This window comes from Salegentibacter sp. Hel_I_6, assembly GCF_000745315.1.
In the GTDB taxonomy this organism is placed as follows: Bacteria; Bacteroidota; Bacteroidia; order Flavobacteriales; family Flavobacteriaceae; genus Salegentibacter.
In genome coordinates this window covers 3,157,278-3,170,066 of sequence record NZ_JQNQ01000001.1, presented here as the reverse complement: position 1 = coordinate 3,170,066, position 12,789 = coordinate 3,157,278, and the positions used below count along the sequence as shown (strand labels likewise).

The window sequence follows — 12,789 nt, the reverse complement described above, 5'->3', positions numbered from 1 at the left end:
ATATTTTACTTATTTTGGCGACTTCAAAACATTCATCATCATGCATCAAAGACTTATCATCATTTTTCTTCTTTTTTTATCTTTTAATTTAAGCGCTCAAATTACCGGAACGGTCACCGATACCGAAAATAAAAAACTCCCTTATGTAAATATTTATTCTGAAGACGGCAGGTTTGGAACCACCACTAATGAGAATGGGATTTATGAACTTAAAATTGAACAGCCCGGGGAATACAATCTAATTTTTCAATTTTTGGGTTATAAAACTCAGATGAAAACTATTGAAGTAGAAAATTTCCCCTTTAACCTAGATGTTCAGCTAAAAGCGGAAAGCACCAATCTCGAAGCAGTTAATATAACCGCCGGTGAAAATCCCGCCAACGCCATAATTAGGAAAGCGATTGAATTCCGAAAAGAAAATGCTGCAAAACTCGAAGCATATACCGCAGATTATTATTCCCGCGGATTATGGAGAATTCAAAACGCCCCGGAAAAAATCCTGGGTCAGGAAATTGGCGATCTTGGTGGTGGCCTGGATTCTACCCGAAGCGGGATCGTTTACTTAAGCGAAACTATTTCTGAAATTTCTTATAAAAGGCCAGACGATTTTAAAGAAAAGATCATTGCCTCTAAAGTAAGCGGTGATGATAATGGTTTCAGTTTAAATTCGGCACAGGAATCCTACTTTTCATTTTATGAGAATACCATTGCAATTAATAGTGAAATGGTATCCCCTATCGCCGAATATGCGTTCAATTATTATAATTATGAACTTGAGGGAACATTTTATGACGAAAATGGCAACCTCATCAATAAAATTGAAGTTAGTCCCAAACGCCCACAAGACCGTGTTTTTTCTGGATATATTTATATCGTGGAAGAGCTTTGGCAAATCTTTGGAGTAGAACTACAAACCACCGGCCAGGCCATACAGGTACCACCTATAGAAACTTTAGATTTTAAACAAAATTACCGGTATTCTGAAGAAAATGGATTTTATATTCAACTTTCACAAACTGTAGATTTTAAGTTTGCAATGTTCGGTATTTCTGGAGATGGTAGATTTACCGCGGTTTACAGCAATTACGATTTCAATCCAGATTTTACAAAAAACAGTTTTGGGCGCGAAATAATGTCATTTGCTGAAGCAGCGAACAAAAAAGATTCTACCTACTGGGAGCAATTACGGCCGGTGCCTTTAACCGATGAAGAAATTAATGACTATGTAAAAAAAGATAGCATACAGGAAATTCGGAATTCAAAACCCTATAAAGATTCAGTTGATGCAGTTCGAAATAAATTCAATTTAACCGCTCCTATCTTCGGATATTCATGGCGAAATTCACACAAAGACAGATATTTTAATATTAGTTCTCCCTTGATGGGCACGCATTTCAACACGGTGCAGGGTTGGAATACTTCCACTACTATTTCATATAGACAAAATGATGCTGAAGATGAAAATTCAGGGAAATTCTGGCGTTTATATTCTTCACTTAATTATGGTTTTAGCGATGATAGGTTTAGAGCTATCGCAGGATTTCAGAAGCAATTTAATAATTCTAACAGGCCGGTTCTAAGTATTAAAGGAGGTATTGAAGCTGCACAAATTAACGATAGAACACCAATCTCTGAGCGATTAAACGATATAACTACCATATTCTTTGAACGCAATTACCTGAAGCTTTACGAACGTAAATTCGCCGAAATATCCTATCAACAGGAGCTTTTAAACGGATTATACTTTTTTGGTGATTTTAGTTATGAAGACAGGAATGCTTTATTAAATACTACAGACCAGGTTATAATCGATAATGAAAATGTGGAATACACCTCGAACAATCCGTTGCAACCTGAAAATTTTGGATCTGTACCCTTTAGCGAACACGATATTTTTAAATTAAAGCTTAATACCAGAATACGATTTGGTCAAAAATATATGAGCTACCCCAGCGGGAAATTTAACATCAATAATGAGAAATACCCAACCCTATATCTTGGCTACGAAAAAGGATTTGGATCAAGTATAACCGATTACAATTACGATCAATTTAAAGCTTCGGTGACCCAAAACTTAAAACTGGGTAATAAAGGTGAGTTTGGTTATAATTTAATGGGTGGAACCTTCCTCAATGCCGAGAATATGGCTTTTGTAGATTACCGGCATTTTATTGGAAATCAAACCCGGGTAAACAACGGATTTAGTAATTTATCAAGATTCAATCTTCTTCCTTATTATAGTTTAAGTACCAACAAAACTTACGCTGAAGCCCACGCTGAGCACGACTTTAAAGGCTGGGTTTTAGGAAAGATCCCTTTTCTTAACAAACTTAATTACAACCTGGTAGTAGGCGCTCACGCTCTTTACACCCAGGATGATAAACCTTATTCTGAATATTCGGTAGGGATTGATAATCTTGGATTTGGAAAGTACCGCTTACTGCGCCTGGACTATGTGGTTTCTAATATGGATGGACAGCGTGAAGGCGCGTTTATCTTCGGACTAAAGTTTTTGGGAGTGTTGGATTAAAAGCCTCCTAACCACCGCAAGGAATCATCAACCTGGATAAGATCCCCAGGGGTTTTGTAAAAACCATATAAATAAAAACCTCATAGATTTTAAAAATCTATGAGGTTTTTATGTTGAATGTAATTTCGATGTATTTCAGTTACAAATTGATTTTTCCCTGAAATGACGCGAAATATTTAAGCTCTTATTCTTCTTCTCCCGACGTATCTTTATCGGCTGGTTTTGCTTCTTCGGTAGAAAAATCGGTGATTCCGCTTTTTACTAAAAGGTTATACCACTGGAAGATCTTTTTCATATCGCTGGTGTAAACCCTATCTACATCATAATCAGGTAGAATTTCAGCGAAATAATTCTCTAATTCAGCTTTATTAGATTTATGATTAATTGCTTCACTACCATCTTCCTTTTCTTTAATCTTTTCAAAGATTTCCGCCAGCGGAACTTCTTCGGTATAGGTATAAATAGCTATTTCGCTTAACAGGCTCACGTTATGGCGAATATTCACAGCCATTTTTTTCCCATCGGGAATTGATTTAACAATAAAGCCGCCTCGACTTTGCGCGGTTAGTTCGTATAATCCTGGTTTTCCGGAAATCGCTAATATTTTATCTAATCCCATAATAGTGTTTTAATCCCTCAGTGAGGGTTTAATTTACCGAGGCTTACCTCGAAATTATATATGTTTATTTTATTTAATTCTCCTGAACTTTTTACCGAGAGTTTCAATTTTCGGCTGGCAAATATCAGCTGCCAGAACTAATTATCAAAGTGATTAGCGCCCTTTTTTCATTTCAGGAAAACGCATTTTATATTCGATCTTCACCTTTCCTTTTGAAATCCCACCAAGTTTTCCTTTTAGCAAACGCTTTTTAAGGCTGGATAGTTTATCAGTAAATAAAATTCCTTCAATATGGTCATATTCGTGCTGAATTACCCTGGCGGCTAAACCGGTAAAAGTCTCGCGATGTGCTTTAAAATTTTCATCCTGGTATTCAATAAGAATCTGTGGTTTTCTAAATACATCTTCCCTAACATCAGGTATACTTAAACAGCCTTCATTAAAAGCCCATTCGTCGCCTTCCTCTTCAATAATCTTGGGATTGATAAAAACCTTTTTTAACTTCTTAAGTTCTTCACGTTCCTGAAGTTCTAACTCCTCGTCTTCAGCAAAAGGGCTTGAATCTACAAGAAACAACCGAATTGGGCGACCAATTTGTGGCGCGGCTAAACCAACTCCAAATGCATTATACATGGTTTCCCACATGTTTTCTATCAATTCATCCAGTTTTGGATAATCTTGCGGAATTTCTTTACATTTTTTTCGTAAAACCGGATCCCCGTAGGCTACAATTGGTAAAATCATTCTTCTTAGAATTTATATTTTATAATGAATAATTTATAATATTATTTTCCGGAATTTTGGTTTCTTACCGCGGTGATTCTAGACGCGATAAAGATCGATGTCAACTCTTTGGCTTCAATTATCAATTCTTTTGAATCTTTCTCATTTAGCAGATCTTCATCCTTCGCGAATTCTATCCAGAAAATACATTCATCAGCTTCTTCAATTACTATTCCCAATTTTGAAATAAAAGCTTTTTTTGATTGCCCTAAACATGCGGCCCTGTAATTCGCTGCAACAGAAGTACTACATCTAATTAACTGACCCTCAATATGGCCTCCTAATTTATTTTTTGGAAGATTTATTGCTAGTTTCACACATTTATGCGCAAAAACATTGGAACGTTTAATTAAGTCAGTTTTCATGATTTCAAACAACTGAAATTATACATTATTCAATATATATTATACATTTTATGGCTACTCGTATAAATAAGATTGCAGAATAATAGTCGCGCTAATTTCATCTATAAGTGCTTTATCTCTGCGTTTCTTTTTTTTAAGTCCGCTGTCTATCATAGACTGAAAAGCCATTTTTGAAGTGAACCTTTCATCAATTCTTTTAAGCGGCATTTCAGGAAACTTTTTAATAAAAATTTTTAAAAACTGCAGGATATAGACTTCAACGGGTGAAGCCGCATCGTCTTTTTGTTTAGGTTCTCCTACCAGCACCAATTCAACATTTTCCTCTTTAAAATATTTTTCAAGAAAATCCAGAAGCTCTGGTGTTTTAACGGTAGTTAATCCTGAAGCAATCATTTTGAGCTCATCGCTAACGGCAATACCGGTGCGTTTTGTCCCAAAATCAAGTGCCATAATTCGTGCCATCTTCAAAATTTGCGCAAAGGTAAGGTTTATATTGCTTTACCACCAAAAATTAGCCTTAAGCTATTATATTTGCTAAAAATCAAAAAAAATGGATCATTTAGAAGCTAAGATCAATGAAGCCTGGGAAAACCGGGAATTACTAAAAGATACAGAAACCATAAAAGCTATACGTGAAGTTATCTCACTTTTGGATTCGGGAAAATTAAGAACTGCCGAACCTACCGAGAATGGATGGCAGGTAAACGAATGGGTGAAAAAAGGCGTAGTGCTTTATTTCCCTATCCAACAAATGGAAACTTTAGAAGCGGGAATTTTTGAATATCACGATAAAATTCCGTTGAAAAAAGGTTATAAAGAAAAAGGAATTCGTGTAGTTCCCAATGCAGTCGCAAGGCACGGGGCTTATATTTCCAGCGGCGTAATTATGATGCCAAGCTATGTGAATATTGGCGCCTATGTAGATGAAGGCACTATGGTAGATACCTGGGCCACAGTAGGAAGCTGTGCACAAATTGGCAAAAACGTTCACCTTAGTGGCGGAGTAGGAATTGGCGGGGTATTAGAACCTTTGCAAGCTTCTCCAGTAATTATAGAAGATAACGCATTTCTGGGATCAAGAAGTATCGTGGTGGAAGGCGTTAAAGTTGAAAAAGAAGCTGTTTTGGGCGCTAATGTAGTGCTTACCGCTTCAACTAAAATTATAGATGTTACCGGCGACGAACCAAAAGAAATGAAAGGAATTGTACCAGCAAGATCGGTAGTGATCCCTGGAAGTTACACCAAGAAATTCCCTGCCGGAGAATACAATGTACCCTGTGCATTAATTATTGGAAAACGTAAAGAGTCTACCAACAAAAAGACTTCTTTAAATGATGCATTACGCGAATACAATGTAGCCGTGTAAGCCCCCTAACCCCCGAAGGGGGAATTAAAACTTTTTATTCTAAAAAGATCAGGAAGTATTAAAGAAAGTGATAAAAATTAAATCCTCTACTTTGGAGAGGGCGATAGGGGTCTATGAAAATACTTATAATTCAGCAAAAAATGGTTGGGGATGTGCTTCTCGCTTCCATAATTGCGAATAATTTGAGAACTACTTTTCCCAATGCTTATATTGCTTTTCTCTGTTATGATTCTGCTTCAGCTGTTTTGGAAAACAATCCCAGCATTGATAAGATTATAAAAGTTAAACAGGAAGAAGTTCGGAAACCCATTAATCTATTAAAAATGCTGCTTTTCATCAAAAAGCAGCATTTTAGTTTGGTGGTAGACCATTATTCAAAATTAGAAAGCCAGTTATTTTCTTTGTTTAGTAATGCAAAAATTAGAATTGGTTACGATAAAACTACAATTCCATTTGCCTATACAACAAAAATAAAACTTCTTGAAAGAAGAGTTTCTCCCTATGGAAAAGCTGTGGATGATAGAATTAGTTTTATTAAAACAATAGTCAAAGAAGCTTCAATAGACCCATATCCTAAAATTTATCTTTCAAAAGAAGAAATTGACACCGCAAAAAAGACCCTAAGCAGTTTGAATACTGAAAGAAAAACAATAATGTTAGCGGTTCCTGGAAGTTCGATGGAAAAGTCGCTTCCATTAAATTATATGGCTCACATATTAAATTATCTATCAGAGAATTATGAAATGAATTTCCTTTTAAATTATTCTCCTTCTCAGGAGAAGTACATTTCACAATTAAGAAAGGAATTAAATGCCTCTAAAAATATTAATTTTGATATTGTTGCTAAAAATCTTAGAGATTTTATAAAAATCATGAGTCAATGTGATGCCATAATCGGTAATGAAGGAGGCGCAATTCATATAGCAAAAGCTCTAAAAAAACCTAGTTTCTCTATATTTTCACCATTTGTACCGAAGGAATTTTGGGGCACCTTTGAGAACGAAAAACAAAATAGATCAATTCATGTAAAGGATCTATATCCAGAAATTTATAAAGACAAAAGCAGAAGGGAAATTTTTTCTGAAAGAAAATCATTATATCAAAAATTGGAACCTAAATATATTATCCCTGAAATAGATAATTTTATACAGGAAAATGTCCTCTAAAGTTTGATGCCGTAAGAAGTTTTTATTTTATTTTCCGACTTTGTTTTATTCCTTATTTCTCTATTTTTTTTTAGAGAATCTTCATTTTTGTAGGTTCGGGTATGATCCAGATGTAGACAAATTGCAGTATATCTAATTTGAATTGCTTTAACTCCCAGATTAATTAACCGCTCCCCCATTTCCCGATCCTGTCCGCCGTATTGCATTCTTTCATCAAAGCCATTCACCTTTAAAATATCATCTTTCCAGCCTGAGGAATTATGGCCGTTCCAGGTAGGGATTGTAGGGGTAATCCTATTCAAGAATCTAGCTTTCCAACCTTTTGAAGTAATCTTATTATTTTTAAAAGAACTTGGTAAACCTTGTTTTTTAAGCCACTTGATATCAAAACATTTTTGATTTATAATTTCTTCCTTCTCTATTAAACTCGATAGTTTTGCATTAAGTTTATTATACCCCCCGCTTAAAAAATGATTTCTTCTTCGGTTTTTTATATGTTGCTCAACAAAATCTGATCTGGCGATGCAATCGCCATCGCTAAAAATTATATATTCACTATTTGTAGATACAATCGCCTTATTCAAAATTTTGGATTTCTGAAATCCGTGGTCTTCCTGCCATACATGAGTTAAAGGCATTTTAAATTCTTTCTTAAACTCGTTCACCAAATTCTCAGTACTCTGCCCTGAACCATCATCGGCTATAACAATTTCAAAATTTTTATAAGTTTGTACTGAATAACTCCAAAGCACCTTCCTGAGTCTTGACTCTGAATTATAAGTACTTAGAATCACCGATGTATTAATGGAATTCATTAGTTGCATTTGACTCAAAAATACTTAATTTTAACTATTAATTTTACAATAAAGATATAATGTGGTTAGTTGAATTCGCGAAAATTAAAATTTTCAAATGAGCTAGAGGATTTTAACTTAAGAAGATATAATTTACATATAGAGACAAGCCTCGCAGCATTAAATCTCAATTACCGAGGTAAAAGTATTTTATGTAAAATTAATATCAAAAACCATTCTCAAATTTTCCCGATATCTATGAAGGTTTCATAAAAGGGTTTATATTAAATTTTGCAAATTGCAAGCTTCAACTTCTAGTTGAAGGTAAAGATTTTAAATAAAGCTACTTCAAATTATGAATATAGGTTACGAAGCAAAAAGAGTTTTTCACAATACAACCGGCCTGGGGAATTATAGCCGGGATTTAGTTAGTATTTTAAGCTCTTTTTATCCAAAAAATAAATATTACCTATACAATCCCAAACCAGGAAAAAAACAGCTTTATAAACCAACCTCACCGGTAGAAGAAAAATTGCCTATAACACCAAAGGATAGATTTCTTAATAATCTTTGGAGAAGACGAAATATAGTTAAAGACCTTAAAAAAGATAATATTGAAATCTTTCATGGACTTTCAGGTGAAATTCCTTTGGGCCTTAATAAAACTAATATCAAAAGTGTAGTGACCATACACGATTTAATTTTTTTACGCTATCCTGAATTTTATTCCTTTTTTGATAAGAAAATCTATAAAAGAAAATTTACCCATGCAGCTAAAACAGCTGATGCGGTTATAGCAGTGAGTCAACAAACCAAAGACGATATCGTAGACTTCCTTAAAATAGCGCCTGAAAAAATTGAAGTTATTTATCAGGGCTGTCAGAAAGAATACAAAACCTTATATCCTGCCGAAGCGATTGATAAAGTAATTGAGAAATATAAGCTTCCGCAAGATTATCTATTAAATGTAGGAACCATAGAAAGCAGAAAGAACATTTTTGCCGCTGTAAAAGCCATAAAAGATATAGATACTCATCTTATTATAGTTGGTTCTCTAACTTCTTATGCTGAAAAAATAAAAGAATATATTGAGAAAGAAGGAATGGAAAAGAAAGTAACTTTTCTAAACGGACTTTCAACTTACGAACTCGCGGCCCTTTACCAGGGAGCTAAAATTTTTATATATCCTTCACTTTTTGAAGGTTTCGGAATTCCAATAATAGAAGCACTTTATTCCAAAACACCGGTAATAACTACTAATTACGGCTGTTTTCCAGAGGCCGGAGGACCAGATAGCGTGTATGTTGACCCAAATAATATTTCAGAAATTTCAGATAACATAAGCAGCTTGCTTAAAGATGAAGATCAACGGAAAAAAATTGCAGAAAAATCCTTCGCCTACGTTCAGAAGTTTTCAGACGAAAATATTGCTTCAAATATGATTGCTCTTTATGGAAAGTTGGTAAAATGAAGATAATTCATATAAACCTGGCAAAGACCTGGAGAGGCGGTGAAAGGCAGGTAGCCTTATTATTTAAAGGCTTACAGAATCAGGGGATTGACCAACTTTTAATTTGTTCAAAAAACAGTGCATTAGCAAATTATGCGCAAGAACAGGACTGGAATTTTCTTGCAATTCCACGATCTCCTTTTTTTCTGCTAGCACAGGCCAGGACCATAACCAGATTAAGCAAAAAAGGTTATAATATTATTCACTGCCACGAATCTAAGGCACATACCTTAGGAATTCTAGCTAAAACTATATGGAATAGCAACCAAAAACTTATTGTACACCGGCGTGTAATTTTTCCTATTAAAAAGAAAATTACTACCGCCGTAAAATATTCTGAAAAACATCTTGAAAAAATAATTTGTATCTCCCGGGCTGTAGAAGAAAGTGTAAAAAAGAGCATAGCATTCAATAAAATAGTGGTTGTGCCAAGTTTGATAGAAATAAATAGTAAAACACTTACTACATCAGTCTTAAGAGAACCTTTTAGAATTAAATCAGAGTTTATCGTGGGCTATATTGCCGCGCTTACTAAAGAAAAAGATCACTATACCTTTCTGGACACGGCTAAAGAGATTTTGGAAACAAAAGAACTTAATGTTCATTTTGTAATCATTGGCGAGGGGGAGTTAAAAAATGAACTAAAGGCCTATAGCGAGAAATTAGGCATCACCAAAAACCTTAGCTTTACAGGTTTTATAAAAGATATACAGGCTGCAATTAACGAGGTAGACTTATTACTCTTCACCTCAACCTCAGAGGGGCTTGGCACCACAATTCTAGACTTTTTTGTAGCTAAAAAACCTGTAGTAGCCACCAGAAGTGGTGGAGCTGAAGAACTCATTATCAACGGAGAAACAGGATATTTATGTGATTGCGGCAATAGTAAGGACTTGAAAGAAAAAGTGCTTTTGATATTAAAAAATCCCGAAAAGAAACAAGAAATAGTAAATAAAGCCTATAAATTTGTCCAAAATTTCAATATTGAAAAGGGTAGCTTAAAAACTCTGGAAGTATATAAAAGTGTAGAATGACCGGGCAAACAATTCTAGTTACAGGAGTAGATATCGATCCTCAGTATAACAGGACGCTTATTCTCCTTAACGGACTTAAAAAATTAGGGTTTGATGTTGAAGTATTCAATTTTTCTGAATTTACCCCTGCAAACGCTGATGAAATTAAAAGATTAAGCGAGAAAGCTTATTTTACTTATGTTCCAAGTTTTGGCCATAAAGCGGTAAGTTTTGTAAAAAAGAACTCTGCCTGCGATGTAGTTTTTGATCCGCTTATTTCCAAATACATGACTAATGTAAAAGACTATAATCTATATGGTAAGATTAGTTATGAAGCTTTGCGTTCTAAATATAGAGATCAAAGATCCATCAGCAAAGCCGATTTTATAATTTTCGATACCCGAAGTCACAGGGATTATTTTTTAGAAAAATATAGGCTAAAAAAAAACAAAACCGGAATTCTTTATGTTGGAGCAAATACTTTAGATTTTTCTAACTCTGCATCCCATTCTGTAAAAAGTGATACTTTTCGGGTTGGATTTCTGGGGCATTTCATCCCATTACAGGGAGTTTTGAAGATTCTTGAAGCGGCTAAACTTTTAAAGCAAAAAACTAATATTGAATTCACCCTCATTGGTGAAGGTTTTGAGTTTAAAAAAGCGGTAGATTTCGCAAACGACCATAAATTAACAAATGTGAAATTTGAAGGAAAGCTACCTTATACAGCATTAGACGCTCATATTAACTCCTTTGATCTATGTTTGGGTATATTTGGTGATACTTTTAAATCTAAAGTAGTCATTCCAAACAAGATCTTTAATTATGCTAGCTGTTCAAAACCTGTGCTTACTTTAGACTCTGATGCCATAAGGGAAATTTTCACACACCGGGAAGACATTTATCTTTGTTCTGGAGATGCAGAATCAATTTCAGAAGCAATTCTAAAGCTTAAAGAAGATCTGGATTTAAGAGAAAAAATAGGAGAAAATATTGGAAAGCTTGTAAGCGATAATTTTAATGAAGTAAAAACTGCTTCAACACTGGTAAATTTATATCAAAATTTTAAAGAAGAAAATTCTGTTTAACTGAATCCAGCTATTTTTTTCAATTTATTCTTAAAACGTCTTTTCCTGCTTCGCTGTTCAAAAAAGCGATTATTGTAATACAGCATTTTTTCAAGCACTTCTTCTTCGGATTTATCAATTTTCAGGGCATATTCATTAGCCATAACCTTAAAAATCTCCACATCCTGACTTAAACGAGAAAAATTATTCATTCTGTCTTCAAAGCTAAGAGTCCTGAAGTTCATTCTATTAAGATCTACCAGATAAAATTCAGCCTTTCCTTTAGGTGTTTTAATAAGGGTATTACCCGGAGAATGATCTAAAAATTCTATTTTATTTTCGTGAAGATAATATGTGAATCTGGTAAAATCCCTCAAAATAGCTTCGTGACCTTCTTTAGCTAAATCAAGATCCCTAAAGGTAAGTTCATATTCTAAATGCTCGCTAATATAAAAGCTCTTATCCAAAGCTCCATTTTTTATTGTTTCGGCATAAGCTACGGGCCTTGGAGTACCCACTCCTGTTTCTAAAAGTTTATGAGCATATTCAAAAGAGCGCTGAGCTTTAGATTTTCGTAGGGTCACATACATATAGCGATTAACAAAATTAGGAGGTTTAAAAGCTTTTATATTCAAATCCCTATCCTCGCATTCAACCACTTTAATTTCGTTCCTGCTACCTTCAAAAAGAAGCTGGCCATTTTCTTTAAAATTAGACAAAAGGTTCTCTATATTCTCTTTAGAAATTTTATAATGAGGAGAAATATAGATTTTCATAATTATAATTTTATTGTTCTAAAAAAGCGCTTCAATTTAAATTTTAACAGCTTGAATTTATAATTCTTTTTGTGATGGCCTAAAAAGTAAAACCATCCATTACCTCTTCTTATGTCACCATCAAGAAAGGTATATTTTTTAAAATTATTTTTCCAGAGCACATAATTGAAACTCAATTGATCTCTATTTGTGTAATTTTCCACATAGTACCACCAGTCCTCCATCAACTTCTGCAATTTAATATCCTGATGTTTTCTTATTAATACTCCTGAGCTAATTAAACCAAAATTTTCAGGGTATTTTTCTTGCCGAAGAAAATCTATAAGGCGTTTCATAGCTTGCGGATCGTCTTTAAAATAACCTTTTTCTTTTTCTAACTGAAGTAAAGCTTCATATTCCTGGTAGATACAATCCCTGGCATCGTCTGCTTTATTATGATCAAAAAAGGCCAGAACCTTATCTTCCTTCAGCTTATTCTCAATAAGTTTTTCAGGATTTTGAAGTATTAAAAAGTTACCATCTATATACACGCTAATTTCATATTGTTTCAAAAAACGATGGGACAAAATTTTATAATGGCGGGCGTTAAGCACTGGATTTTCAAATTGAGCAGGAACCTCAACTACTTTCCAGGAGGTAGATTTTATAGGCTGGTCTGTAAAACAAATATAATCCACGCCCGTAAATTTAGGCTGCGGGATAAGTCCTTCATAATTACCAAAGATCGCTGTGTAAATTACTATTTTTGCACTCATAAATATGAAACCCTAACCTAAAATTTAGGCTACTATACTTTTGCAAAT

Annotated in this window: 13 protein-coding genes; 6 read left to right on the top strand and 7 right to left on the bottom strand. The window is 34.2% G+C overall.

Going from position 1 to position 12,789, the window contains the following annotated elements; translation table 11 throughout:
* Nucleotides 1-40 precede the first annotated feature (40 nt).
* Complete coding sequence (locus tag FG27_RS13995; protein WP_037320170.1) at nucleotides 41-2,530, top strand: DUF5686 and carboxypeptidase regulatory-like domain-containing protein; 2,490 nt, start codon at nucleotides 41-43, stop codon at nucleotides 2,528-2,530.
* 184 nt (nucleotides 2,531-2,714) lie between these two features.
* On the opposite strand, the gene FG27_RS13990 is transcribed toward FG27_RS13995, so the two are convergent.
* From FG27_RS13990 to ruvX, 4 genes are all read right to left on the bottom strand, one after another.
* Complete coding sequence (locus FG27_RS13990) at nucleotides 2,715-3,149, bottom strand: DUF5606 domain-containing protein (protein WP_037320167.1); 435 nt, start codon at nucleotides 3,147-3,149, stop codon at nucleotides 2,715-2,717.
* Between the two features lie 153 nt (nucleotides 3,150-3,302).
* On the bottom strand, nucleotides 3,303-3,893 hold the full coding sequence (gene def, locus FG27_RS13985; protein WP_037320165.1) for a peptide deformylase: 591 nt from the start codon (nucleotides 3,891-3,893) through the stop codon (nucleotides 3,303-3,305).
* 41 nt (nucleotides 3,894-3,934) lie between these two features.
* The gene (locus FG27_RS13980) at nucleotides 3,935-4,297 is read right to left on the bottom strand and encodes a four helix bundle protein (protein WP_037320162.1); all 363 of its coding nucleotides are present in this window, start codon (nucleotides 4,295-4,297) and stop codon (nucleotides 3,935-3,937) included.
* A 54-nt stretch (nucleotides 4,298-4,351) separates the two neighbouring features.
* Nucleotides 4,352-4,759: a Holliday junction resolvase RuvX gene (gene ruvX / locus FG27_RS13975; RefSeq protein ID WP_037320160.1), complete on the bottom strand. Its 408-nt coding sequence runs from the start codon at nucleotides 4,757-4,759 to the stop codon at nucleotides 4,352-4,354.
* Nucleotides 4,760-4,847: 88 nt separating this feature from the next.
* Between ruvX and FG27_RS13970 the strand changes: the two genes are divergently transcribed.
* Both FG27_RS13970 and FG27_RS13965 read left to right on the top strand, forming a co-directional pair.
* On the top strand, nucleotides 4,848-5,663 hold the full coding sequence (locus FG27_RS13970; protein WP_037320157.1) for a 2,3,4,5-tetrahydropyridine-2,6-dicarboxylate N-succinyltransferase: 816 nt from the start codon (nucleotides 4,848-4,850) through the stop codon (nucleotides 5,661-5,663).
* A 113-nt stretch (nucleotides 5,664-5,776) separates the two neighbouring features.
* Nucleotides 5,777-6,829: a glycosyltransferase family 9 protein gene (locus FG27_RS13965; RefSeq protein ID WP_037320155.1), complete on the top strand. Its 1,053-nt coding sequence runs from the start codon at nucleotides 5,777-5,779 to the stop codon at nucleotides 6,827-6,829.
* Here FG27_RS13965 and FG27_RS13960 read toward each other — a convergent pair.
* Entirely contained in the window at nucleotides 6,826-7,644 is an 819-nt protein-coding gene (locus tag FG27_RS13960) for a glycosyltransferase family 2 protein (RefSeq protein ID WP_037320153.1), read from the bottom strand. The two genes, FG27_RS13965 and FG27_RS13960, sit on opposite strands and share 4 nt — an antisense overlap.
* Before the next feature lie 334 nt (nucleotides 7,645-7,978).
* Here FG27_RS13960 and FG27_RS13955 point away from each other — a divergent pair, with 334 nt between their 5' ends.
* Genes FG27_RS13955 through FG27_RS13945 form a run of 3 tightly spaced genes read left to right on the top strand, consistent with a single transcriptional unit; the run spans nucleotide 7,979 to nucleotide 11,231 of the window.
* On the top strand, nucleotides 7,979-9,094 hold the full coding sequence (locus FG27_RS13955) for a glycosyltransferase family 1 protein (protein ID WP_037320151.1): 1,116 nt from the start codon (nucleotides 7,979-7,981) through the stop codon (nucleotides 9,092-9,094).
* A complete protein-coding gene (locus FG27_RS13950) occupies nucleotides 9,091-10,167 on the top strand; it encodes a glycosyltransferase (RefSeq protein ID WP_037320147.1) in 1,077 nt (358 codons plus the stop codon). The genes FG27_RS13955 and FG27_RS13950 overlap by 4 nt, the downstream gene beginning before the upstream one ends.
* Nucleotides 10,164-11,231: a glycosyltransferase gene (locus FG27_RS13945; protein ID WP_037320145.1), complete on the top strand. Its 1,068-nt coding sequence runs from the start codon at nucleotides 10,164-10,166 to the stop codon at nucleotides 11,229-11,231. The genes FG27_RS13950 and FG27_RS13945 overlap by 4 nt, the downstream gene beginning before the upstream one ends.
* On the opposite strand, the gene FG27_RS13940 is transcribed toward FG27_RS13945, so the two are convergent.
* Together FG27_RS13940 and FG27_RS13935 are read right to left on the bottom strand one after the other, a co-directional pair.
* Nucleotides 11,228-11,986, bottom strand: a complete 759-nt coding sequence (locus FG27_RS13940; protein WP_037320143.1) for a lipopolysaccharide kinase InaA family protein — start codon at nucleotides 11,984-11,986, stop codon at nucleotides 11,228-11,230. The genes FG27_RS13945 and FG27_RS13940 overlap by 4 nt on opposite strands.
* 2 nt (nucleotides 11,987-11,988) lie before the next feature.
* Nucleotides 11,989-12,741: a glycosyltransferase domain-containing protein gene (locus tag FG27_RS13935; RefSeq protein WP_037320142.1), complete on the bottom strand. Its 753-nt coding sequence runs from the start codon at nucleotides 12,739-12,741 to the stop codon at nucleotides 11,989-11,991.
* Nucleotides 12,742-12,789 lie beyond the last annotated feature (48 nt).